26 protein-coding genes are annotated in these 21734 nt (G+C 74.2%); 12 read left to right on the forward strand and 14 right to left on the reverse strand.

All coding sequences use genetic code 11. The features are described 5' to 3' along the window. Positions 1-11: 11 nt before the first annotated feature. A complete protein-coding gene (locus ACIA6B_RS28370) occupies positions 12-1601 on the reverse strand; it encodes an MDR family MFS transporter (RefSeq protein WP_396777941.1) in 1590 nt (529 codons plus the stop codon). A 119-nt stretch (positions 1602-1720) separates the two neighbouring features. Here ACIA6B_RS28370 and ACIA6B_RS28375 point away from each other — a divergent pair, with 119 nt between their 5' ends. After that, on the forward strand, positions 1721-2290 hold the full coding sequence (locus tag ACIA6B_RS28375) for a TetR/AcrR family transcriptional regulator (protein ID WP_396777943.1): 570 nt from the start codon (positions 1721-1723) through the stop codon (positions 2288-2290). Positions 2291-2306: 16 nt separating this feature from the next. Here ACIA6B_RS28375 and ACIA6B_RS28380 read toward each other — a convergent pair whose 3' ends face one another. Beyond that, positions 2307-2837, reverse strand: coding sequence for a GNAT family N-acetyltransferase (locus ACIA6B_RS28380; protein ID WP_396777945.1), 531 nt, complete (start codon positions 2835-2837; stop codon positions 2307-2309). Then, positions 2834-3049, reverse strand: coding sequence for a biotin/lipoyl-binding carrier protein (locus ACIA6B_RS28385; RefSeq protein WP_091068708.1), 216 nt, complete (start codon positions 3047-3049; stop codon positions 2834-2836). The genes ACIA6B_RS28380 and ACIA6B_RS28385 overlap by 4 nt, the downstream gene beginning before the upstream one ends. Before the next feature lie 230 nt (positions 3050-3279). On the opposite strand from ACIA6B_RS28385, the gene ACIA6B_RS28390 reads away from it, so the two are divergent. Next, positions 3280-3354, forward strand: a complete 75-nt coding sequence (locus ACIA6B_RS28390; protein ID WP_369700219.1) for a 50S ribosomal protein bL37 — start codon at positions 3280-3282, stop codon at positions 3352-3354. Between the two features lie 282 nt (positions 3355-3636). Here the strand turns inward: ACIA6B_RS28390 and rsrA are convergent, their stop codons facing one another. The 5 genes from rsrA to ACIA6B_RS28415 form a co-directional block, all read right to left on the reverse strand. Continuing rightward, the gene (gene rsrA / locus ACIA6B_RS28395; protein WP_107161067.1) at positions 3637-3924 is read right to left on the reverse strand and encodes a mycothiol system anti-sigma-R factor; all 288 of its coding nucleotides are present in this window, start codon (positions 3922-3924) and stop codon (positions 3637-3639) included. A 2-nt stretch (positions 3925-3926) separates the two neighbouring features. After that, entirely contained in the window at positions 3927-4733 is an 807-nt protein-coding gene (locus ACIA6B_RS28400; protein WP_107161001.1) for a sigma-70 family RNA polymerase sigma factor, read from the reverse strand. A gap of 341 nt (positions 4734-5074) precedes the next feature. After that, positions 5075-5689, reverse strand: a complete 615-nt coding sequence (locus tag ACIA6B_RS28405) for an alpha/beta family hydrolase (RefSeq protein WP_396777948.1) — start codon at positions 5687-5689, stop codon at positions 5075-5077. 135 nt (positions 5690-5824) lie between these two features. Then, positions 5825-6217, reverse strand: coding sequence for a WhiB family transcriptional regulator (locus ACIA6B_RS28410; protein WP_107161005.1), 393 nt, complete (start codon positions 6215-6217; stop codon positions 5825-5827). Positions 6218-6429: 212 nt separating this feature from the next. Beyond that, on the reverse strand, positions 6430-7137 hold the full coding sequence (locus ACIA6B_RS28415) for an SOS response-associated peptidase (RefSeq protein ID WP_396777950.1): 708 nt from the start codon (positions 7135-7137) through the stop codon (positions 6430-6432). Positions 7138-7239: 102 nt separating this feature from the next. On the opposite strand from ACIA6B_RS28415, the gene aroA reads away from it, so the two are divergent. The 4 genes from aroA to ACIA6B_RS28435 all read left to right on the forward strand — a co-directional run bounded on the left by aroA (position 7240) and on the right by ACIA6B_RS28435 (position 11538). Next, entirely contained in the window at positions 7240-8541 is a 1302-nt protein-coding gene (gene aroA / locus ACIA6B_RS28420) for a 3-phosphoshikimate 1-carboxyvinyltransferase (protein ID WP_396777951.1), read from the forward strand. Between the two features lie 162 nt (positions 8542-8703). After that, complete coding sequence (rsgA, locus tag ACIA6B_RS28425; RefSeq protein ID WP_396778003.1) at positions 8704-9645, forward strand: ribosome small subunit-dependent GTPase A; 942 nt, start codon at positions 8704-8706, stop codon at positions 9643-9645. 60 nt (positions 9646-9705) lie between these two features. Continuing rightward, positions 9706-10524 (forward strand): histidinol-phosphatase, encoded by an 819-nt coding sequence (gene hisN / locus ACIA6B_RS28430; RefSeq protein ID WP_396777953.1) that lies wholly within the window; start codon positions 9706-9708, stop codon positions 10522-10524. 60 nt (positions 10525-10584) lie between these two features. Further along, on the forward strand, positions 10585-11538 hold the full coding sequence (locus ACIA6B_RS28435) for a hypothetical protein (RefSeq protein ID WP_396778005.1): 954 nt from the start codon (positions 10585-10587) through the stop codon (positions 11536-11538). Here ACIA6B_RS28435 and ACIA6B_RS28440 read toward each other — a convergent pair. Then, positions 11439-12689 (reverse strand): glycosyltransferase, encoded by a 1251-nt coding sequence (locus ACIA6B_RS28440; protein ID WP_396777955.1) that lies wholly within the window; start codon positions 12687-12689, stop codon positions 11439-11441. The two genes, ACIA6B_RS28435 and ACIA6B_RS28440, sit on opposite strands and share 100 nt — an antisense overlap. Positions 12690-12882: 193 nt before the next feature. On the opposite strand from ACIA6B_RS28440, the gene ACIA6B_RS28445 reads away from it, so the two are divergent. From ACIA6B_RS28445 to ACIA6B_RS28455, 3 genes are all read left to right on the forward strand, one after another. Then, positions 12883-13884, forward strand: coding sequence for an SDR family oxidoreductase (locus ACIA6B_RS28445; protein WP_396777957.1), 1002 nt, complete (start codon positions 12883-12885; stop codon positions 13882-13884). Further along, on the forward strand, positions 13881-14645 hold the full coding sequence (locus tag ACIA6B_RS28450) for an ATP-binding protein (RefSeq protein WP_396777959.1): 765 nt from the start codon (positions 13881-13883) through the stop codon (positions 14643-14645). The genes ACIA6B_RS28445 and ACIA6B_RS28450 overlap by 4 nt, the downstream gene beginning before the upstream one ends. Positions 14646-14725: 80 nt before the next feature. Beyond that, a complete protein-coding gene (locus tag ACIA6B_RS28455) occupies positions 14726-15298 on the forward strand; it encodes a DUF5709 domain-containing protein (protein ID WP_281937787.1) in 573 nt (190 codons plus the stop codon). A gap of 1 nt (position 15299) precedes the next feature. Here ACIA6B_RS28455 and ACIA6B_RS28460 read toward each other — a convergent pair whose 3' ends face one another. Together ACIA6B_RS28460 and macS are read right to left on the reverse strand one after the other, a co-directional pair. After that, positions 15300-15947 carry a response regulator gene (locus tag ACIA6B_RS28460; RefSeq protein ID WP_396777961.1) on the reverse strand — a complete coding sequence of 216 codons (648 nt, stop codon included), beginning with the start codon at positions 15945-15947 and terminating at the stop codon, positions 15300-15302. Beyond that, positions 15944-17068 carry a MacS family sensor histidine kinase gene (macS, locus tag ACIA6B_RS28465; RefSeq protein WP_396777963.1) on the reverse strand — a complete coding sequence of 375 codons (1125 nt, stop codon included), beginning with the start codon at positions 17066-17068 and terminating at the stop codon, positions 15944-15946. The genes ACIA6B_RS28460 and macS overlap by 4 nt, the downstream gene beginning before the upstream one ends. 115 nt (positions 17069-17183) lie before the next feature. On the opposite strand from macS, the gene ACIA6B_RS28470 reads away from it, so the two are divergent. Beyond that, on the forward strand, positions 17184-17651 hold the full coding sequence (locus tag ACIA6B_RS28470) for an ATP-binding protein (RefSeq protein ID WP_396777965.1): 468 nt from the start codon (positions 17184-17186) through the stop codon (positions 17649-17651). Between the two features lie 63 nt (positions 17652-17714). On the opposite strand, the gene ACIA6B_RS28475 is transcribed toward ACIA6B_RS28470, so the two are convergent. Then, positions 17715-18653, reverse strand: coding sequence for a ribose-phosphate diphosphokinase (locus ACIA6B_RS28475; protein WP_396777967.1), 939 nt, complete (start codon positions 18651-18653; stop codon positions 17715-17717). Between the two features lie 65 nt (positions 18654-18718). Here ACIA6B_RS28475 and glpK point away from each other — a divergent pair, with 65 nt between their 5' ends. Next, a complete protein-coding gene (gene glpK / locus ACIA6B_RS28480) occupies positions 18719-20203 on the forward strand; it encodes a glycerol kinase GlpK (protein WP_396777969.1) in 1485 nt (494 codons plus the stop codon). After that, entirely contained in the window at positions 20204-20713 is a 510-nt protein-coding gene (locus ACIA6B_RS28485; protein ID WP_396777971.1) for a GNAT family N-acetyltransferase, read from the forward strand. Positions 20714-20812: 99 nt separating this feature from the next. Here the strand turns inward: ACIA6B_RS28485 and ACIA6B_RS28490 are convergent, their stop codons facing one another. After that, entirely contained in the window at positions 20813-21550 is a 738-nt protein-coding gene (locus ACIA6B_RS28490) for a VOC family protein (RefSeq protein WP_396777973.1), read from the reverse strand. 10 nt (positions 21551-21560) lie between these two features. Next, complete coding sequence (locus ACIA6B_RS28495; protein ID WP_396777975.1) at positions 21561-21722, reverse strand: DUF397 domain-containing protein; 162 nt, start codon at positions 21720-21722, stop codon at positions 21561-21563. Positions 21723-21734 lie beyond the last annotated feature (12 nt).

Below are 21734 nucleotides of genomic sequence, written 5' to 3' on the forward strand. Positions count from 1 at the left end.
GGGCCCCCTCCTTACACCGGGGCCTTGCCGAGGGCGATCTCGGCCTCGTCCTCGGGGGTGGCGCCGGCGGGCGGGGCGTCGTTCGTCGCGCGCAGCGGCACCTCCTTGATGAACCAGGCGAGCACCGGAACCGCCACGGTGATGAAGACGGCCCAGAGGAACACGTGCGAGATGGCGTCGGAGAGCGCGCCGAGCACCAGTTCCCGGGCCGGGCCGGTGAGCTTCTTCAGCGCCTCCAGGTCCATCGCACCGCCCTCACCGCCGCCGTTGCCGGCGAAGGCCGGGCCGGCGGCCGAGTCGGCCAGCCGGTTGGCGAAGACGGCGCCGAAGAGCGAGACGCCGAACGAGCCGCCGATGGACCGGAAGAACGTGGCGGCGCCGCTCGCCGCGCCCAGGTCCTTCTGCTCGACGCTGTTCTGGGCGATCAGCATCGACGTCTGCATCAGGAAACCCATGCCGACGCCGAGCACGACCATGTAGAGCGAGGACTGGGTCTTGCTGGTGTCCAGGTCGAGCAGGCTGAGCAGGCCCATGCCGACGGCCATCACCACGCCGCCGACGATCGGGAAGGCCCGGTAGCGGCCGGTCTTGGTGATCGTGCGGCCGACCACGAGCGAGACCACCAGCATGCCGAACATCAGCGGGAGCAGCAGCAGGCCGCTGTTGGTGGCCGAGGCGCCCTGCACGGTCTGCTGGTAGAGCGGCAGGAAGTTCATCGCGCCGAACATGGCGAAGCCGAGCAGGAAGCCGATCACCGAGATGAGCGCGAAGTTGCGGTTGGCGAACAGGCCCAGCGGCAGGATCGGCTCGGGCACCCGCCGTTCCACGAGCGCGAACGCGACGAGTGCCACCACCGCCAGCGCGGCCAGCCCGAGGATCTGCGGCGAGGCCCAGTCGTACTCGTTGCCGCCCCAGGTGGTGACCAGCACGATCGCGGTGATGCCGACGGAGAGCAGCGCCGCGCCCAGCCAGTCGATCTTGTGCTCGGTGCGGTACTTCGGCAGGTGCATGGTGGTCGCGAGCAGCAGCAGCGCCACGCCACCCAGCGGCAGGTTGACGTAGAACGCCCAGCGCCAGGAGAGGTGGTCGGTGATGAAGCCGCCGACCAGCGGGCCGGCCACCATGGCGATGGCCATGATGCCGGCGATCATGCCCTGGTAGCGACCCCGCTCACGCGGCGGGACCAGGTCCCCGATGATCGCCATGACGCCGACCATCAGGCCGCCCGCGCCGAGGCCCTGGACCGCCCGGAACGCGATCAGCTCCATCATGCCGCTGTCGGTGCCGCCGAAGACGCCGGAGCCGGACATGCCGCAGAGCGCGGAGCCGATCAGGAAGACGACCACCGCGGTGAGGAAGACCGCCTTGCGGCCGTACAGGTCACCGAGCTTGCCCCAGATCGGGGTGGAGACCGTGGTGCCCAGCACGTACGCGGTGACCACCCAGGTGAAGTGGTCGGCGCCGCCGAACTCGAACACGATGCGTGGCAGCGCGGTGCTGACGATCATGTTGTCGAGCATCGCGAGCATCATCGCGATCATCAGGCCGAACAGGACGACGCGGACATTGGGTCTCGCGATGTCCGGGGCTGGTTGACTCATCGGTAGGCTCCCCCGCAGATCGGTGATCGACTTACTTGCCGCCCGGCTAGTTTACTTACTAGCCGCACGGTAAGCTGACTACGGGACGAACGTCAAGCGGATAGGAAGGTGTCGGTCGGGTGAGCGAGAGCACAGGCGGCACGCGGCAACGGATCCAGGCCGTCGCGCTGGAGCTCTTCACCGAGCAGGGTTACGAGAAGACCTCGCTGCGGGAGATCGCCGAGCGGCTCAACGTGACCAAGGCCGCGCTCTACTACCACTTCAAGAGCAAGGACGAGATCGTCACCAGCTTCGTCGACGACCGGCTGCGCCGGATGGACGAGCTGATCGCCTGGGCCGCGGAACAGCCCGCCACGCTGGCGACCCGACGCGCGCTCATCGCCCAGTACGCCGACGCCATGTTCGCCGGCGAACTGCCCAAGGTGATGCGGTTCTTCGAACAGAACCAGACCGTGCTCAAGAGCCTCGCCGCCGGTCAGCAGATGCGGGACCGGATGATGCGGCTGGCCGGCGAGCTGAGCCGCGGCGACGACTCGCCGGCCGCCCAGCTACGCGCCGCGCTCACCCTGTTCGCGGTGCACAGCAGTTGGTTCGCGGTGCGCGCACCGGGCGTCACCGACGAGGAACGCAAGAAGATCGCCCTCGAGGTGGCCGAGGAACTCCTCGCCAAGATCGGCGACAGGGGCTGACGCGCCGCCCCGGCGGTCAGGGCGCGTCGGTGCGGGCGCGGCGGTCGGCGGGGGTGGTGGTCAGCACCCGGCGCAGGCCGAGCAGCTCGATCCCGGGCTGCGGGGCCCAGTCCTTCTCCGGCGCGCGGACGAACCCGAACCGGTCGTAGAGGTGCCACGCGGTCGCCGCCATGCCGGCGCGCACGCAGATCACCACCGCCGAGCAGCCCAGCTCGGCGGCGCGCGCCACGCACGCCTCGACCAGCGCCACGCCGGCGCCCCGGCCCTGCGCGGCCGGATCCACCGCGAGCATCCGGAACTCCGCCTCACCGGGCCCGGCGAGTTCCGCGTACGGGGTGCCCGGCAGCACGAACGTCACCGCGCCGGTGCCCCCGTCCACGGCCACCAGCACCTCACCGGTCGTCGCCCGGGCGGCCACGTCGGCGAGCACCGGCGCGTACCCGGTCTCGCCCTTGAGCTGGCCGTCCGCCTCGTACGCGGCCACCGTCAGGCGGGCCACCGCCGGGAAGTCCGCCGGCTCGGCGCGGCGGACGAGCGGGCGGGTCAACCGATCACCGCGATCAGGTCGCCGTCCTGCACCACGTCGCCCTCGTTGACCGCCAACTGCTGCACCACGCCGTCGGACTCGGCCACCACCGGGATCTCCATCTTCATCGACTCCAGGATCACCAGCGTGTCGCCCTCGGACACGGTGTCCCCGGCCGACGCGACGACCTTCCAGACGTTCGCCACCATCTCGGCGCGGATCTCCTCGGCCATCTCCCGGCCCTCCCTCTCACCCGACAGTCCTGCGAACGGTCATCCAATCATGACGCCGGTCACGTCGAATCTCGGACCACCGGCGCTCCGACTCGCCCCACCCCGTCCCGGGCGCGGTCGGCGGCACTAGCATCGTCCGGGTCGGCACCCGGGGTGACCCGGGGACCGTACGCGACCTCCGCCGCGCTCGCCCGCGGCCGGAAACCGTGACCAGCACTAGGAGGCAGAGCATGGCGAAGAAGGCCCGGAAGAAGAAGGCCCGGAAGAAGAGCGGCGCCAACCACGGCAAGCGTCCCAACTCCTGATCACCCGATCAGCGCGAGGGCCGCGTCGGCCCTGAACCGGCCCGTGGGGCCGGACACACCGGTGGGGGGGGGGGGGGGGGGGGGGGGGGCGGCCGCCCCCCGCGGGGGGGGGGGGGGGGGGGGGCGGGCGCCCCGGGCCCCACCCCCGCAACCCGCCCAACCCCCGTAACCCCCCAACCGCGGGGGGCCCGCGCCGCCCCTCACCCGGCCGGGGGGGCCGCCCCCCCGGGGGGCCGGGGGCGGGGGGCCCCGGGCCCACCGGCGTGTGGTCGGTCGTGCTCGTCAGTCGGCCAGCTCGCGGGACTCGGTGGTCTCGAAGACCACCAACTCGGTCAGCCGCAGCCGCAGCCGCTCGCGCAGCTTCTCCGGCGCGGCCTCGTTGCCGCAGCAGCGGGCGACAAGCGCCTTGACCTCCTGCTCGATGCCGTACTCGCGCAGGCACGGCCCGCACTCCTCAAGGTGGTGCCGGATCAGCGTCCGGCGCTCCTCGGCGCACTCCAGGTCGAGGTAGAGGTAGACCTCGGCGAGCACCTCGTGGCAGTCCGTCTCGTGCGGTTGTCCACAGCTCACGGTCACACCTCCCGGCCGGCGGCAGCGGTCGAACCCTTCGACGGCGACGCACTGAATCCGCGCTCCGCCGCGTATCGCTCGAGCAGCTTCCGCAAATTGCGTCGGCCACGGTGCAGGCGGGACATCACGGTGCCGATCGGCGTACCCATGATGTCGGCGACCTCCTTGTAGGAGAAGCCCTCGACGTCGGTCAGGTAGACCGCCAGGCGGAACTCCTCCGGCAACTGCTGGAGGGCCTCCTTGACGTCGCTGTCCGGCAGCCGGTCGAGCGCCTCGGTCTCCGCCGAGCGCAGGCCGCTCGACGTGTGCGACTCCGCCTCGGCGAGCTGCCAGTCGGTGATCTCGTCGGTCGGCGCCTGCACCGGCTGGCGCTGCCGCTTCCGGTAGGAGTTGATGTAGGTGTTGGTCAGGATCCGGTACAACCAGGCCTTCAGGTTCGTGCCCTGCTCGAACTGGTGGAAGGCGGCGTACGCCTTCAGGTACGTCTCCTGGACCAGATCCTCGGCATCCGCCGGGTTGCGTGTCATCCGCAGCCCGGCAGCGTAGAGCTGGTCGACGAAGGGCATCGCGTCCCGCTCGAAGCGGGCCCTCCGCTCGTCCGTCTTCTCGGTGGTCAACCGCACATCCCCTCGCCTCGGATGCTTTCCCGCCGAGGATACGCGTACCCGCCTGGCGGCGGATTCACTTCCCGAGTGTGTGCCGGTGCTCACGGCCGACACCGATGCGGGCCACTCCGGCGCGTCGAGCAGCCGCCTGAGCTGCCGTTCGTCCCGTTCGTCCCGCTCCCGGCTCCGTGTCTCGATCGGCACCGGTCACCCCCCTCACGCTGACGACGTCTTCCAAAGGGCTCAACGCGACCCACCGCCCCCGACATTCCGCTGCCGTCCCGCCGTCGTCCCGACAGCTCGGTGATCATGAAGGTGACCTGGCGATTCGTCCGTTGCGCGCACGCCAACTCCATGCTCGACGCGACGGGGGTGGGGGTGGGTGGGGTGGGGGGTCGCCGTTCCTGGTCCCAGCTTCGGCCGCGACCGGGAGCTGGGACCAGGAAGGGCCTGGGAGGTGACCCCGGGGCCGCCCGGGTCGGGCGGGCCGGCGCCACCCGGTGCAACGATCACCGCCGGACCGGGTCACGCGCCACGGCCGGCGCTCAGGACAGCCAACCCCGGGCGGTGAGCCAGTCCCGGACCACGGCAGCCGTGCCGGCCGGGTCGATCCGCAGGTCGTGCCGCTCCCCCGGCCGGATCACCACCTCGACCCCGGGCCCGGGACCGGGCACGCCGAACGGGTCCCGGTCGCCGTTGACGACCAGCGTGGGCAGGCCGGTGCCCAGCTCGGCGGCCCGCGACCGGTCCGGCCGGCCGGGCGGGTGCAACGGGAACGCCAGCGCCACCACGCCCACCGCCCCGACGGCGCGGGCGGTCCGGCAGGCCACCCGGGCGCCGCTGGACCGACCACCCACCGCCCAGCGACCGGCTTCCGGCAGTCGCCGGCGCAGCTCGGTCAGCACGGCGGTCCACGCCTCGTCGAGGTGCCCGGCGGGCGCCGGCGCGCGCCGGCCGGCGACCCGGTACGGCTGGGTGACCAGGACCACGCCCGCTCCGGCGGCACGGACCGCGTCGCGGACCGCCACCAGGTCGGGCGCGTCGACGTCGCCGCCCGCGCCGTGCCCCAGCACCAGCACGGTGCCGCCGGCCGTGACCGGCGGGTCGAGCCGGATCCGGGCCGGCCCTCGGGGCGTGTCGATCTCGTCGTCGTGCGGCACCGGCCCATTCTGCGCACACCCGTCCGCCCGGCGAGGCCCGACGGGCGGGACGCCGACGCGACAGCATGTCGCCGGGCACCGTACCCGTGCCGTCGCCCGCGCTCCGGCGGACCGGACCGCGGGCGACGGTCGGCCTCAGCTCAACGGCACCAGCGTGAGCAGGCGGTCCCGGACCGGCGGCCCGGGTTCGTCGGCCGCGTCCGGATCCGGCTGCACCTCGCTGCGCCAGGCGACAAGCATCGCCCGCCGCTCACGCGGCGTGGTGCCGCCCCAGACGCCGTGGCAGTCGCCCACCTCCAGCGCCCAGGCCAGGCAGGAGCCCTGGACGTCGCAGGTGCGGCAGAGCGCGACTGCCGCATCGGCTGGTTCGTTCGGCGCCGGAAAGAACGTCTCCGGATCGACGCTCTGGCAGGTGCCCCTGGTGCGCCACGCCTCGTCCTGTCGTCGCTCGCGCAAGGCCCGCAGCAGTCGTGGATCACGCCGCGCGGCGGCCACCTCGTGCGGGCGTGGCATGCGTGCCCGTGTCAATACACCCACCTCCCCCGTGGGACCGGCGAAGACCTTTTCAGAGATCGATGGTTGTCATTCGCCCCGTGCGAACAGACACCCATCACCGGCGCTGTGTTCTATCGCATTCGTACACGCGGGGACAAGAGTCTTCGGTAAACATGACTAAACGGCCGGGCGACGTTTCAGGCGCAACCCCGGCAAATCAGCACGCGACAATGTGCTGGGCGTGGTCAGAAGAGCGTCGGCTCGGCGCCCGCCTCCGCACCCTCCGGAACGACCCGGGCGATCAGCTCGGGACCGTCGTTGCGGACGTCGCCGACCGCCGGGGAGACCGGGCGGATCTCCAGCCCGGCGAGTTGCCCGGCGTCGGGCGGGACGAGCAACGCGGCCGGCTCGTCGGTCGGGCCGAGCCAGGCCGCCCAGCGCTCCCGGGGCACCAGCAGCGGCATCCGGTCGTGCACCTCGGCCAGCTCGCCGAGCGCCGCGGTGGTCAGCACGCTGAACGTGAGCCGGGCCGAACCGGCCGACTCCCACACCGACCAGATGCCGGCGAGGGCCAGCACCGAGCCGTCCCGTGGAGTCATGAAGTAGGGCTGCTTGCCGCCGTCGGGCCGGCGGACCCACTCGTACCACCCGTCGGCCGGCACCAGGCAGCGACGGCGGGCGAAGGACGGCGCGTACGCCCGGCTGGTGGCGATCGTCTCGGCCCGCGCGTTGATCATGCGAGCGGCGCCGGACGCGCTGCGCGCCCAGGACGGGAGCAGGCCCCACCGGCCCAGCGAGAGCAGCCGGTGCCCCTCCGGGGCGAGCCGGACCAGCGGCGCCCGGTCGGTCGGGGCGACGTTGTAGTCCGGCCCGACCTCGCCGGTCGAGTCGACGGACTCGAACAGCGCGCTCAGGTCGCCCGCGCTCCGGGTCGTCGCGTACCTCCCGCACATGGCGCCAACGCTAGCCCCACCCGGCCGTTCCGGCTGTCCCGCCCAACGGGAGCGGGCCCGCGGGCCGGTCCCACCGGGCCGCCGGCTTGGCAGAATGTGAGCGTGGGGAATCTGACCGCTACGCGTCCGCCGCAGCCGTGGACCGCGCCGACCGCGAGTGACCCGGTCGCCGCGACGCTGCGCCTGCCCGGCTCCAAGTCGATGACCGCCCGGGCGTTGGTGCTCGCGGCGCTGGCCAGCGGGCCGTCGACGCTCGACCGGCCGCTGCGCGCCCGGGACACCGAACTGATGGCCGGCGGCCTGCGCGCGCTGGGCGCCCACATGTCGGTCTCCGACGACGACCGCTGGCTGGTCCGGCCGCACCAGCCGGTCGGTCCGGCGCACGTCGACGTCGGCCTGGCCGGCACCGTGATGCGCTTCCTGCCCCCGGTGGCCGGGCTGGCCGCCGGGCGGGTCACGTTCGACGGCGACCCGCACGCCCGCACCCGCCCGCTCGGGCCGCTGATCGGCGCGCTGCGGGCGCTCGGCGTCCGCGTCGACACCCCGCCGACCGGCAGCCTGCCGCTCGTCGTCCTGGGCGCCGGCCGGGTGGCCGGTGGCGAGGTGGTCATCGACGCCTCCGCGTCCAGTCAACTGGTGTCCGGGCTGCTGCTGGCCGCGCCCCGCTTCGACCGGGGCGTGGTGGTCCGGCACCAGGGCCCGCCGGTGCCGTCCGCGCCGCACGTGCGGATGACCGTGCAGATGCTGCGGGCCGCCGGGGCCGCCGTGGACGACACCACCCCCGACGTCTGGGTGGTCGAGCCGGGCCCGCTCACCGGGCGCGGCTGGGAGATCGAGCCGGACCTCTCCGGCGCCGCGCCGTTCTTCGCCGCCGCGCTGGTCACCGGCGGCGAGGTCACCCTCCAGGGCTGGCCGCGCAGCAGCCTCCAGCCGGTCGAGCGGCTGCGCGCGCTGCTCCAGCGGATGGGCGCCGAGGTGACGCTGGGCACCGGCGGGCTGACCGTGCGGGGCACCGGCGTGGTGCGCGGGCTGGACGCCGACCTCTCCGACGTCGGCGAGCTGACCCCGGTGCTGACCGCGCTCACCCTGCTGGCCGACGGCCCGTCCCGGCTGACCGGGATCAGTCACATCCGGGGCCACGAGACCGACCGGGTCACCGCCCTGGCAACGGAGTTCACCGGGCTCGGCGCCGACATCACCGAGACCCGCGACGGGCTGGAGATCCGGCCCCGGCCGCTGCGCGGCGGGACCTTCCGGACGTACGCCGACCACCGGATGGCGCACGCCGCGGCGGTGGCCGGGCTGGCCGTGCCCGGCATCGAGGTCGACGACGTGACGTGCACCTCGAAGACCATGCCGGAGTTCCCGGCACTATGGTCGGGGATGGTGACCGGCAAGAACTGACAGTGGGGGGACGCCCTGGCGACCAAGCGGCGGGAGTACGACGAGGACGACGTGCGGGTGCGCCCCGGCCGGTCGTCCCGCCCGCGCACCCGCACCCGGCCCCGGCACGCCGACGCGGTCGACGGGTTCGTGATCGCGGTCGACCGGGGGCGCTACACCTGCGTGCGGCCGGACGCCGGCCCGGACGACCCGGTCGTCACCGCCATGCGCGCCCGCGAGCTGGGCCGCAAGTCGGTGGTGGTGGGCGACCGGGTGGGGCTGGTCGGCGACGTCACCGGCGCGCCCGGCGCGCTGGCCCGCATCGTGCGCATCGCCGAACGCACCTCGGTGCTGCGGCGCACCGCCGACGACGACGAGTCCACCGCCGAGGGGCGGCTGGAGCGGGTGGTGGTGGCGAACGCCGACCAGCTCGTGATCGTCAGCGCGCTGGCCGATCCGCCGCCGCGCACCGGGTTCATCGACCGCTGCCTGGTCGCCGCGTACGACGCCGACATCGAGCCGTTGCTCTGCCTCACCAAGGCCGACCTGGCCGGCCCGGAGGCGGTGCTCGGCTACTACACCGAGCTGGAGCTGCCGTACGTGCTGATCCGCCCGGGAGCCGACCTGGCCGAGCTGCGCGCGCTGCTGGCCGGCCGCGTCTCGGTCCTGGTGGGGCACTCCGGGGTGGGCAAGTCGACGCTCGTCAACCGCCTGGTCCCGGCGGCGGAACGGGCCGTCGGCACGGTCAGCGCGATCGGCCGGGGCCGGCACACCTCGACCAGCGCGGTGGCGCTGCGCCTGCCCCCACCACCCGACCCGGACGCCGGCGGCGACCCCGGCTGGATCGTCGACACCCCCGGCGTCCGCAGCTTCGGGCTGGCGCACGTGTCCGCGGAGAGCCTGCTGCACGGCTTCCCCGACCTGGTCGAGGCGACAGTGGACTGCCCGGCCAACTGCCCGCACGGCGCCGACGAGGCGGACTGCGCGCTGGACGCCTGGGTGGCCGCCGGCAAGGCGGACCCGCGCCGGCTCGCCTCGTACCGGCGGCTGCTGGCCTCCCGGCTCGGCGAGGGCGACGCGCGGGAGCCCGAGCGCAACCCGGGCGATCCGCTCGCCGGGTCCTGACCGGCGGGCCGGCGGCCACCCGCCGGCACCGGCCGCGTGCGCCGCACTACCGTGTCGACCATGACCGGGTACGCCGACGACCTCGCCCTCGCCCACCTGCTCGCGGACGCCGCGGACGCCGTCTCCGCGGCCCGGTTCCGCGCGCTCGACCTGCGGGTGGAGTCGAAGCCGGACCTGACCCCGGTCTCCGACGCGGACACCGCCGTGGAGCGGGAGATCCGGGCCCTGCTGGCCGCCCACCGACCCGCCGACGGCCTGCTCGGCGAGGAGTACGGCGAGCAGCCCGCCGCCGGCCCGGACGGGCGGCGTTGGGTGGTCGACCCGATCGACGGGACGAAGAACTTCGTTCGGGGGGTGCCGGTCTGGGCCACGCTGATCGCGCTGCTGGAGCACGACCGGCCGGTGCTCGGTCTGGTCTCCGCGCCGGCGCTGGGCCGACGCTGGTGGGGCGCGCTCGGCGCCGGCGCGTTCGCCGGGACCGGCCCGGCGGAGGCCACCCCGATCCGGGTCTCCGGCGTCACGGCGCTGGCCGACGCGAGCGTCTGCTACTCGTCGCTGACCGGTTGGGAACAGGCCGGGCGGCTGGACGCGATGCTGCAACTCATGCGGGACACCTGGCGCAGCCGGGCGTACGGCGACTTCTACGGCTACATGCTGTTGGCCGAGGGGGCACTGGACGTGATGGTGGAGCCGGAGCTGTCGCTGTGGGACGTCGCCGCGTTGGTGCCGATCGTCACCGAGGCCGGTGGCCGGTTCACCGACCTGGCCGGGCGTCCCGCGCCGGCCGACGCGCACTCGGCCGACCTCAGCGCCGTGGCCAGCAACGGCCCGTTGCACGACGACATCCTGGACCGGCTCGGCCGGCCAGCCGAGCGCTGACCGGGCCCGAGCCTCTATCCTCGCCAGGTGGTCTCCTCCGGTTGGTGCTTCCTCGCGGCGATGATCGTCGCGTACGGCTTCGCCAACCTGCTCCAGTCGGTGGCCGCCGCGCGGACCACCGTGCACCACACCTTCGACCCGGGGCTGCTGCTGCGGCTGGCCAGCCACCGGACGTACCTGATCGGGTTAGCCTGCCAGATCATCGGCTTCGTGCTGGCCTTCCTGGCCCGCCGGGACCTGCCGCTGTTCCTGGTCCAGGCCAGCGTGGCGGCCGGGCTGGGGGTGACCGCGGTGCTCGGCGTGCTGGTGCTCAAGTGGCGGCTGCCGGCCGCCGAGGTCGGGTTGCTGGTGCTGCTGTTCGGCGGGATCACCGCGCTGGTGCTGTCGGCCGAGCCGGCGCCGTCCCGGCAGCTCGGCACCGCCGGGCTGGTCGGCCTGGTGGCGGCGCTCGGCGCGATCGCCGCGTCCGGTTTCTTCGCCGCCCGGCTGCACGGCGCGCCCGGGTCGGTGGTGCTCGGGTCACTGGCCGGGATGGCGTTCTCCGCCGCCGCGGTGGCGGCCCGCCCGCTGGCCTCCGCCGACTCGACCGAGGCGTTCGTCCGTGATCCGCTGCTCTACCTGCTGATCGCCCACTCGCTGGTCGGCCAACTCCTGCTCGGTCTGGCCATGCAGCGTGGTTCGACCACCGCGGCGGTGGCCGCGATGGACGCGGCCGGCGCGGTGCCCGCGGCGATCATCGGGGTGCTGCTGCTCGGCGACAAGATCTGGCCCGGCCGGGAGTGGCTGGCCGGGCTCGGCTTTCTGGTCACGTTGGCCGCCGTGGTCGGCCTGACCCGGTACGCCCAGCCGCAGCACCACCACCCGGCCGTCCGGGACCGGGGGCCGGCGATGATCGGTGTCGGGGTGGTGCCGGCTCAGGCCGCCTCGACCGGCCCGCGTTCGGCGACCACCTCGACCGGCGGCGTCGGCTCCACCGGGGTGGCCGGCCGGCGACGCCCGATCACCCGTTCGTAGAGCCGCTCCAGCGCCGCCGCGGTCCGCTCCCAGGTGTAGCTGCACCGCACCCGGTCCACCGCGGCGTGCCCGTACGCGAACCGTCCGGCGTTGTCGGTGAGCACCCGACGCAGGGTGACCCCGAGCGTGCGGATGTCGCCCGGCGGCACCAGCTTGCCGGTCACCTCGTCGACCACCGCGTCGGCGATGCCGCCCATGGCGTAGCCGACCACCGGCACGCCGCAGGCCATCGCCTCCAGCGACACCCGCCCGGCGGACGAGTAGTGCGGCGTGCAGGCCACCACGTCCGCGGAGCGGTACCAGGTGGCCATCTGGTCGTGCGGGACGGCGCCGACCAGGTGGATCCGCTCCGCGACGCCGGCCCGCTCGGCCAGTTGGCGTAGCCGGCGCGCCTCCGCGTGCCCGGCCAGCCGCTCGGCCGGCGGCCCCCCGGCGATCACCAGCTCCGCGTCGCCGACCAGCCGCATCGCCCGGATCAGGTCGTCCTGGCCGTGGCCGGGGGTGAGCCCGCCGACGGAGAGGATCCGGGACCGCTGGTCCCGGGGCGCGGCCTCGCCATCCGGGTGGAAGTGCCCGGTGTCCACGCCGGTCGGCACCATCGCCACCGAGGTGCGTTGCAGGCCCATCCGGGTCAGTTCGTCGACCTCGTCGTTGCACTGGGCGACCGCCACGTCCACGGCCCGGGTCAGCGCCCGTTCCAGCGGGATCCGCTGGCCCGGCCCGGTGTAGCCCCGGCCGAGGTGGCGGAGCTGCTCGACGCCGAGCGAGTGGAAGGTCTGCACGACCGGGATGTCGGTCGCGCGGACCGCGTGGGCGGCGGCCAGGCCACCCACCCAGTAGTGCCCGTGCACCACCTCGGGCGTCCAGTCGCCGGCCCACTCGCCGGCCAGCCAGCGGCCGAACTCGGCCACGTACGGCACCAGCTCGGCGGTGGGCAGCGGATCGGGCGGGCCGACCGGGACACGTTCCAGGCGGTAGCCGTCCAGCTCGGCCAGGGCCGGTTGGGCGGCGGCGTCGCGGCGTTCGTACACGCGGACCTCGTGGCCCCGGGCGGCGAGTTCAGCCGCCACGCGCGCAATGTGCTCCTGAGTCCCGACGGTGGGACCGTCGGTGGACGAGCCGGCGTGCGCACAGACAAGGCCGACGCGCATGGTGCACCTCCATGCGGTTGAGCTAGCGGGGACTCCCGGTCAGAGCGTCCCATTAACCCGGGCCCGGTGCCCGCAAACCTGGCAGATCGGCACGGCGACGCGGCGTCGCGTAGACGGGACACCGGCTCCGACCGAACCTGATCAGCGCGTTTCCGGTCGGCATGACCGGCCGGCTGCGGGGTACCGCTCGGGAATGCCGCTCACCCGCAGTCTCGCCGACGCCACCGTCGTCCTCACCGGCGCCTCCAGCGGGATCGGCGCGGCCACCGCCTACGCGCTGGCCGGGCGGGGCGCCGCCGTGGTGCTGGCGGCCCGTTCCGAGGACGCGTTGCGGCGCGTCGCCGCGCACTGCCGGGAGCTGGGCGGGCGGGCGCTCGTGGTGCCGACCGACGTGACGGACGCGGAGGCGGTGGAACGGCTGGCCGCCCGCGCGGTGGCCGAGTTCGGCCGGATCGACGCCTGGATCAACAACGCGGCCGTCGGCACGGTGGGGCTGTTCGACGAGATCCCGGTGACCGAGTTCCGCCGGGTGGTCGACGTGAACCTGCTCGGCACCGTGCACGGCACGCGCGCCGCGCTGCCCCGCCTCGCCGCGGCCGGCGGCGGGGTGCTGGTGAACAACGCGTCGGTGCTGGCCGAGGTGGCCATGCCGTACCAGTCCGCGTACAACGCCACCAAGCACGCCATCCGCGGGCTGACCGACACGGTGCGGCAGGAGCTGCGGGTGACCGGGCGCGGGCACATCTCGCTCTGCACGGTGCTGCCGGCCAGCATCGACACCCCGTTCTTCCGGCACGCGGCCAACCACACCGGGCGGGAACTGACGCCGCCGCCGCCGGTCTACCCGCCGGAACTGGTGGCCGAGACCGTGGTCCGGTTGCTGCGGCGGCCACGACGCGAGGCGTACGCGGGCGGCGCGGCGCGGTTGATGGGCCTCCAGTGGCGGCTCGCCCCGGCGTTGGCCGAGCGCGCGCTCGGCTGGTACACCGCGCGCACCCAGTTCGGCCCCGGCGTACGCCGGGACGCCGACGGCACCGTCTTCACGTCCGACGCGACGGGGGCCCGGACCGACGGCTGGTCCGGGCGGCGCGGCCAACTGCTGCGGCTGACGGCGGCCTTCGGGCTGGCCGCCGCCGGCACCGCGGTCGGCACCGTCGCGGCGATCAGCCGACGGTCCCGGACGGAACGATCATGAGTCCCGTCGACCGGACCGATGCGCGTACGGCGACCGGCGTGCACAATGGGACGATCATGCCGACGGACGCGCGTTGCCTGGTGGAGCCCGACGAGTCCTCCGCGACGGTCAGGCTGACCGGCGTGCTCGACCGGGCCGGCGCCGAGGCCGTGCGCGACGCGCTGCTCGCCCAGTGCTGGCAGCGACCGGGCCCGGTGCGCGTCGACCTGTCCGGGGTCCGCATCCCCGACCCCGGGGTCCGCGACGTGCTCGACGAGATTCGCGCCGAGGTCGCCGACTGGCCGGCCGCCGAGCTGCTGCTCGATCCGGCCGGGCCGCCGAGCCCCGAGCCGTTCGACCCGGCCGGGCCGCCGAGCCCTGAGCCGCCCGGGCTGCTCGACGCCGACCTGCCGCCGGTGGCGGAGTCCGCCCGCCGGGCCCGGGCGCTGGTCATCGACGGGTGTGTCAGGTGGGGCCTGCCGGAGCTGGCGGAGCCCGCCTGCATCGCGGTCACCGAGATGGTCAACAACGTGGTCGCGCACGCCGCGACGCCGATGACGCTCCGGCTGGCGCCGCGCGGCGGCGCGCTGCACGTGGCCGTCCGCGACCACTCCGCCGGGCGTCCCGCGTTCGCCGGGCCGGCCCCGGTCGACTCCGTCGGCGGCCGGGGGCTGCTGCTCATCGACACGGTGGCCCGCCGGTGGGGCAGCACCGCGCTGCCCGACGGCAAGGTGGTGTGGTGCGTGCTGTACGCCGAGGACGAGGCCGCCTTCCGCAACTGAGGCGGGATTTCGCCGCTTTCCTCCCGATCCGCCCTGCCGCTCGCGGTTAATGCGGCAACGGCAGTGGGTAGTTCACCCGCATGCGCGACGACGAGTACCCCACCCCCGTTTCCGATCCCGAGGCGGAGGGCCTGCCCGACACCGCCGACGACGACTCGACCGCCAACGACGACGTGCTCACCGGGCGCGAGGCGGACGGCCCGGAGCCGGCCCAGATCCCCGGCGACCGCACGCCGGTCGCCGTGGACCGGTTCGGCACCACGGCCGAGGAGCAGCTCGACGGCGAGTCGCTCGACTACAAGCTCGACCGCGAGCAGTACGAGCGTCCCGCCGACGACCCGCTCGCCGGCCCGGTCGACCCGGCCATCGCGGCCGAGGCGGACAGCGAGGAGGCCGCCGCGCAGGCCCAGCTCGACGCGGACGTGATCGACCCGGGCCCGGTCTCCGACCCGCACTCCCCGGTCTCGGTCTACGACCACGGCCAGCTCGGCACCGTGGCCGACCACGAGGTGGGTCGGCTGGTCGAGCCGGACGAGGGCGCGCACACCGACCAGGAGACCGACAACGTCGCCTACGACGCCGGCGCGGCCGGCGGCGGGGCGAGCGCGGAAGAGTTGGCGGTGCACGAGACGCAGCCGCCGCCCGCGCACTGAGTCACTCGTCCAGGCCCCGCTCGATGGCGTACCGGGTCAGCTCGACCCGGTTGTGCAGTTGGAGCTTGCCGAGGGTGTTCTGCACGTGGTTCTGCACGGTCCGGTGGGACAGCCGGAGCCGCTCGGCGATCTGCTTGTAGGACAACCCCTTGGCGACCAGCCGCAGCACCTCGGTCTCCCGTTCGGTGAGCCGGGGTGCGTCGTCGTGCGGGGCCGGTGGCGCGGCGGCCAGCCGGCGGTACTCGCCGAGCACCAGCCCGGCCAGACCCGGCGTGAACACCGGCTCGCCGGCCGCGGTGCGGCGCACCGCGTCGAGGAACTCGGCCGGGGCGGCGGACTTGACCAGGTAGCCGGTCGCGCCGGCCTTGACCGCGTCCAGCACGCTCTGCGGCTCACCGCTTGCCGACAGCATGAGCACCCGCACCTCGGGCAGCGCGGCGCGCAGCCCCCGGACCACCTCCACGCCGGAGACGTCCGGCAGTTGCAGGTCCAGCACGACCAGGTCGGGACGGGCCGCCGCGGCCACCCGGACCGCCTGCCGCCCCTCGCCGCTGGTCGCCACCACGTCCAGGCCGGCCTCGGTGAGATCGCGGGCCACCCCTTCGCGCCACATCGGATGGTCGTCCACCACCATCACCCGGATGCTCATCGGCGACGGCTCCTCGGCACGGTCAGCTCGATCTCGGTCCCGGCGCCCGGGGCGGAGACGATCCGCACCTCGCCGCCCAGGTCCGCCACCCGGCCCCGGATGGACTGGGCCACCCCGAGCCGGCCCTGCGCGGCGGCCTCCGCCAGCCGCCCCTCCGGAATCCCCGGCCCCTCGTCGCGTACCGAGACGGTCACCGTCTCCTCCTCGTCCTCGATCAGCACCCAGGCCCGCCCGCCGGCGTGCCGCGTCACGTTGTCGAGCGCCGCCCCGACGGCCGCGGCCAGTTCCCCGGCCGCCTGGGCCGGCAGCGGCACCGGCGTGGCCGGCGCGGCCACCTGGACCTCGGCCGAGGCGTACCGGTCGAGCAGGTCACGCAGGTCACGGTCGGCGCCGGCCTGCTCCGGCACCGCGTCCACCCGGCCGATCAGCGCCCGTAGCGCGGCCTCCTGCTCGCCGGCCAGCCGGGCCAGCTCGGCCGCCTCCCCGTCCAGGTCGGCGCCGCGTCGCCGCACCAGCGCCAGCACCTGGAGCACCGAGTCGTGGATGTCGCGGGCCAGCCGTTCCCGCTCCCGGGTGGCCGCCTCCAGCTCCACCGCCCGCTGCAACCGGGCCTCCGCCTGGACCGCCAGCCGGGCCACGTGCCCGACCACCACGCCGGCCAGCAGCAGCAGGATCGCCCCGGTGAACGCGGACGGGTTGATCGGGTCCCGGGTGGCCAGGTCCGCGCCGCCGAGCACCAGCGCGGCCACCGTGCCCCGCCGCCGCCCACCGGCGACCGCCCAGGCCAGCACCGGCCCGGCCAGCCAGGCGGAGGTCAGGACCGGCACGCCGGCGGCGAGCGCCGGCCGGCCGACCACCCACGGCGTGGCCAGGATGATCCCCAGCACCACGCCGAGGTCGGCCAGGAGCAGCGGCCAGCGCCGCCCGGCCGGACGCCGGTAGCCGGCCGCGGTCACGCCGCTCCAGGCCAGCATGCCGAGCAGGACGCCGCCGGCGGCCACCGGGTGCGCGTACTGGCCGCCGTCGCGCAGCACCAGCACTCCGACGTACGCCAGCGAGGCGAACCGGAACACCGCGATGGACCGCCAGAGCGGGCCGACCAGGCCGGGGGACGACGGCATGCGCGTCACCCTGCCACAGCCGGTCACGCGCCGACCGCCGGGTGCGGGCCGAGAAACCCTGACGTACGGTGGAAAAGCCGCGAAAGTTGTCGAGGAGCACTGCTGGGACGGGGTCATGACAAACGCAGAACTCCCCGCACCGCGTACGGTTGTGCCCATCGAACCTTCCCTTCTGATCGCCGAAGCCTTCGACCAGGCTCAGGTGACCGAGCTGCGGCACTCGGTCACCTCCTGCGCGCACGCCGCCGGGCTCGCCGGCCAGCGGCTGGACGACTTCGTGCTGGCGGTCAACGAGCTGATCACCAACGCGGTCCGGCACGGCGGCGGGCGGGGCCGGCTACGGCTGTGGCGGCGCGGCGGCGACCTGGTCTGCGAGGTAGCCGACCACGGCCACGGGATCAGTGAACGACGGTTGCACGACCGCGACCGGCCGGCCCCGGAGACCGCCGGCGGCTGGGGCCTCTGGCTGGCCCGGGAGCTGAGCGACACCATGGAGGTCGAGACCGGCGACGCCGGCACGATCGTCCGGATCGCCGCCGCGTTGACCACCCGGCAGCCCGCCACCCGTCCGCTGGACGGCTGACCGGCCGGCTGATCGTCCCGGGCCGCCACAGCGGCGGTGGACGACCCTCCGGGCACGGCGCGGTCAGCCGAAGAGCGCGCTCACCGACTCGCCGTTGTGGATCCGCCGCATCGCCTCGGCCAGCGCCGGCGCCACCGAGAGCACCTCCAGCTTCGGCACCCGCTTCTCGGCCGGGATCGGCACCGTGTTGGTGCAGACGATCTCCAGCACGCCGTCCTGCGCGCTCAGCCGCTCCAACGCGCCGCTGGAGAAGAGGCCGTGCGTGCAGGCCAGGCGGATCGAGCGGACCTGCCGCTCGCGCAGGTGCGAGATCAGCTCGATCACGGTGCTGCCCTTGGCGATCTCGTCGTCCAGCACGATCACGTCCCGGTCCGCCACGTCCCCGATGATGGTGCTGATCTGCACCCGGTCGTCGCTGAACCGCTGCTTCGCGCCGGCCGCCACCGGCGTGCCGAGCATCCGGGCGAACGCCGCCGCCTCCTTGGCGTTGCCCAGGTCCGGCGAGACCACCACCGCGTCGCTCAGGTCGTACCCCTTGAAGTGGGCGGCCAGCTCGCGCAGCGCGTGCAGGTGGTCCACCGGGACACTGAAGAAGCCGTGCACCTGCGGCGAGTGCAGCGTCATGGCCAGCACCCGGTGCGCGCCGGCCGAGGTGAGCAGGTCGGCGACCAGCCGTCCGCCGATGGAGATGCGCGGCGCGTCCTTCTTGTCCGACCGGGCGTACGCGTAGTGCGGCAGCACCACGGTGATCCGGCCGGCCGACGCGCCCCGCGCCGCGTCGATCATGAGCAGCAGCTCGACCAGGTGCTCCTGCACCGGCGGCACCAGCGGCTGGATGAGGAAGACGTCCCGTTCCCGGCAGTTCGCCTGCAACTGCACCTCAAGGCAGTCGTTGGCGAACCGGGACACCCGCACCGGGTGCAGCGGAACGGCGAGGTGGGCGCAGATCTCGGCGGCGAGGTCCGGGTGGGCGGTCCCGCTGAACACGGCAATGTCACGCACGTCTGGTGATCGTACGGGCCGACCGGTGGGAGACGGGGGACGCACCCGGCGGGTACGGTGCCTGCGTGACCGGAGAGTTCGTCGCCGCCATCGACCAGGGCACCACCTCCTCGCGGTGCATCGTCTTCGACGCCGACGGCGAGATCGTCGCCGTGGCCCAGCGCGAACACCGGCAGATCTTCCCGCGACCGGGCTGGGTCGAGCACGACGCGGAGGAGATCTGGACGAACGTCGAGCACGTGGTCCGGGAGGCGCTGGCGAGTGCCGACCTCGGGCCCGAGGACCTGGCCGCGGTGGGCATCACCAACCAGCGGGAGACCACGGTGGTCTGGGACCGGGCCACCGGCCGGCCGGTGGCCAACGCCATCGTCTGGCAGGACACCCGCACCGGCCCGCTGCTGCGTGAGCTGGCCGAGGCGTACGACGAGGAGCGGCTGCGCGCCCGCACCGGCCTGACGCTGGCCACGTACTTCGCCGGCCCGAAGCTGCGGTGGCTGCTCGACCACGTCGACGGGCTGCGCGAGCGGGCCGAACGCGGCGAGGTGCTGTTCGGCACCATGGACAGTTGGCTCATCTGGAAGCTGACCGGGCGGCACGTCACCGACGTGACGAACGCCAGCCGCACCCTGCTGATGGACCTGGAGACGCTCGACTGGGCCCCGGAGCTGCTCGACGCGCTAGGCGTCCCGGCCGCGATGCTGCCCGAGATCCGCTGCTCGGCCGAGGTCTACGGCGCTGCCGAGGGGGTGCTCGCCGGGGTGCCGGTGGCCAGCGCGCTCGGCGACCAGCAGGCCGCGTTGTTCGGGCAGACGTGTTTCCGCCCCGGCGAGGCCAAGTGCACCTACGGCACCGGCAGTTTCCTGCTGCTCAACACCGGCGCCAGCCCGGTGCCGTCGCGGCACGGCCTGCTCACCACGGTGGCCTACCGGATCGCGGGCCAGCCGGCCGCGTACGCGTTGGAGGGCGCCATCGCGGTCACCGGCTCGCTGGTGCAGTGGCTGCGCGACAACCTCGGCCTGATCTCCACCGCGCCCGAGGTCGAGGAGTTGGCCCGCACCGTCGACGACAACGGCGGCTGTTACGTGGTGCCGGCCTTCTCCGGCCTGTTCGCGCCGCACTGGCGCAGTGACGCGCGGGGCGTGATCGCGGGCCTGACCGGCTACATCACCAGGGGGCACCTGGCCCGGGCGGTGCTGGAGGCGTCCGCCTTCCAGACCCGCGAGGTGGTGGACGCCATGAACGCCGACTCCGACGTGGCGCTGCGCCGGCTGCGGGTGGACGGCGGGATGACCGGCAACGAGCTGCTGATGCAGTTCCTCGCCGACGTGCTCGACGTGCCGGTGGTACGCTCCCGGATCACGGAGACCACCTGCCTCGGCGCCGCGTACGCGGCCGGTCTGGCGGTCGGCTTCTGGCCCGACCTGGACACGCTGCGGGACAAGTGGCGCTCGGACGCCCAGTGGGAGCCCGCTATGGACCCGGCCCACCGCCGACACGAGCTGCGCCAGTGGCACAAGGCCGTCCAACGCACCCTGGACTGGGAAGACTAGGTGCCCGCCCCGGAGAGGTCGGGAACCCGGCTGACGGTCCGGCCGGCGAGCGTGGCGGATGTCGCGTCGCTTGTGGAGTTGCGCCTGGCCAACGCTCGGGCGCATCGTGCTCTCGACGCCGGCGCGTACCGCGTTCCACCGCGTGACGCCGTGGTGCGCCACTTCGCGGCCGTGCTTGCCGACGCGGCCGGACGGGACGCCGTCCTCGTCGCCGAGACCTCCGACCGACGGGTGGTCGGGATGGTCGAGGTGCTGCGGTGTGCCGATCCGCCGGACCACCAGATCCTGCGTCCGGAACCGTCGGCGCAGGTCCACACCGTCGTGCTGCCCGACGCCAGAGGGCTCGGGGTGGGAACGGCGTTGGTGGCGGCGGCCGAACGGTGGGCACGCAGCCGGGGGATCACGTACCTGTCGGCCGGCATCCACCACCGCAACGCCGATGCGGTGCGCTTCTACCGCCGACACGGCTACACCGACGCCGGCCTCTCCCTCGGCAAGCCCGTGCCCTAGCCCCCTCCCCCGCGATCTTGCACTTGCTGCCTCGGCCTTTCGCGCCCTTCCGGACAGGTCGCGGGCCGGAAGTGCAAGATCGCGGGTGCGGCGCTGGGGTCAGGCCGGGGTGAGGAGGCAGAACTCGTTGCCCTCGGGGTCGGTCAGGACCGTCCACGGGATGTCGGCGCGGCCGAGGTCGACGCGGGTCGCGCCGAGCGTCTCCAGGCGGGTCGCCTCGGCCGCCAGGTCGGCACCCGGATAGGGGCGGACGTCGAGGTGCACCCGGTTCCACCCGGTCTTCGGGTCGGGGTTGCGGAGGAACTCCAGGTACGGGCCGACACCCTGGGCGGAACGCAGCCTCGCGTGCCGGTCAGTCACCTCGTGCACGGTCCAGTCCGTCGCCTCGCCCCAGAAGCGGGCCATCTGCCGCGGATCCGCGCAGTCGACCACCACCGTCGCGATCGGCCCGGTGTCCCGGTAGACCGGGCGCGGCTCCAGCACGCAGAACTCGTTGCCCTCCGGGTCGGCCAGCACCGTGAACGGGACGTCACCCTGGCCGATGTCGACAGGCGTCGCGCCCAGCTCCGTCAGGCGTGCGACCAGCTCCGCCTGCTGCTCCGGCGACGTGGTGGCCAGGTCGACGTGCACCCGGTTCTTCCCGACCTTCGGTTCGGTGGAGCGGACGAGGTCGATGCAGACGGCGACCGGGTCGGGATAGTCGAAGCCCTCGGGTTCGAGGTTGGTCACCCCCGGTGCCTCGCTGTCGATCCCCCAGCCGAGCGCCTTGGCCCAGAACGCGCCCAGCGCGGCGTCGTCCCGGGCCTTCATAGTGATCTGCACGAGCCTCGTCGACATGCCGACGAGACTAGACCGCCTTCACCTGGGCGACGAAGGCCCGCCAGGCGGCCGGGGCGAAGTCGAGGGTGCCGCCGGCGCGGTCCGTGGAGTCGCGCACCAGCACCCGGCCGGGTAGGTTGTCGGCGACCTCGACGCAGGTGTCGCCGCCGTTGCCGGACCGGCTCGACACGCGCCACCGGGG

This window comes from Micromonospora sp. NPDC051141 (genome assembly GCF_044455765.1).
In the GTDB taxonomy this organism is placed as follows: domain Bacteria; phylum Actinomycetota; class Actinomycetes; order Mycobacteriales; family Micromonosporaceae; genus Micromonospora.

Excerpts from the sequence above, each read along its gene's own strand:
- ACIA6B_RS28370 (WP_396777941.1), bottom strand. The coding sequence starts at position 1,601 with ATGAGTCAACCAGCCCCGGACATCGCGAGACCCAATGTCCGCGTCGTC.
- ACIA6B_RS28385 (WP_091068708.1), bottom strand. The coding sequence starts at position 3,049 with ATGGCCGAGGAGATCCGCGCCGAGATGGTGGCGAACGTCTGGAAGGTC.
- ACIA6B_RS28415 (WP_396777950.1), bottom strand. The coding sequence starts at position 7,137 with ATGTGCGGGAGGTACGCGACGACCCGGAGCGCGGGCGACCTGAGCGCG.
- hisN (WP_396777953.1), top strand. The coding sequence starts at position 9,706 with ATGACCGGGTACGCCGACGACCTCGCCCTCGCCCACCTGCTCGCGGAC.
- ACIA6B_RS28435 (WP_396778005.1), top strand. The coding sequence starts at position 10,585 with ATGATCGTCGCGTACGGCTTCGCCAACCTGCTCCAGTCGGTGGCCGCC.
- ACIA6B_RS28440 (WP_396777955.1), bottom strand. The coding sequence starts at position 12,689 with ATGCGCGTCGGCCTTGTCTGTGCGCACGCCGGCTCGTCCACCGACGGT.
- ACIA6B_RS28445 (WP_396777957.1), top strand. The coding sequence starts at position 12,883 with ATGCCGCTCACCCGCAGTCTCGCCGACGCCACCGTCGTCCTCACCGGC.
- ACIA6B_RS28450 (WP_396777959.1), top strand. The coding sequence starts at position 13,881 with ATGAGTCCCGTCGACCGGACCGATGCGCGTACGGCGACCGGCGTGCAC.
- ACIA6B_RS28455 (WP_281937787.1), top strand. The coding sequence starts at position 14,726 with ATGCGCGACGACGAGTACCCCACCCCCGTTTCCGATCCCGAGGCGGAG.
- ACIA6B_RS28460 (WP_396777961.1), bottom strand. The coding sequence starts at position 15,947 with ATGAGCATCCGGGTGATGGTGGTGGACGACCATCCGATGTGGCGCGAA.
- macS (WP_396777963.1), bottom strand. The coding sequence starts at position 17,068 with ATGCCGTCGTCCCCCGGCCTGGTCGGCCCGCTCTGGCGGTCCATCGCG.
- ACIA6B_RS28470 (WP_396777965.1), top strand. The coding sequence starts at position 17,184 with ATGACAAACGCAGAACTCCCCGCACCGCGTACGGTTGTGCCCATCGAA.
- ACIA6B_RS28490 (WP_396777973.1), bottom strand. The coding sequence starts at position 21,550 with ATGTCGACGAGGCTCGTGCAGATCACTATGAAGGCCCGGGACGACGCC.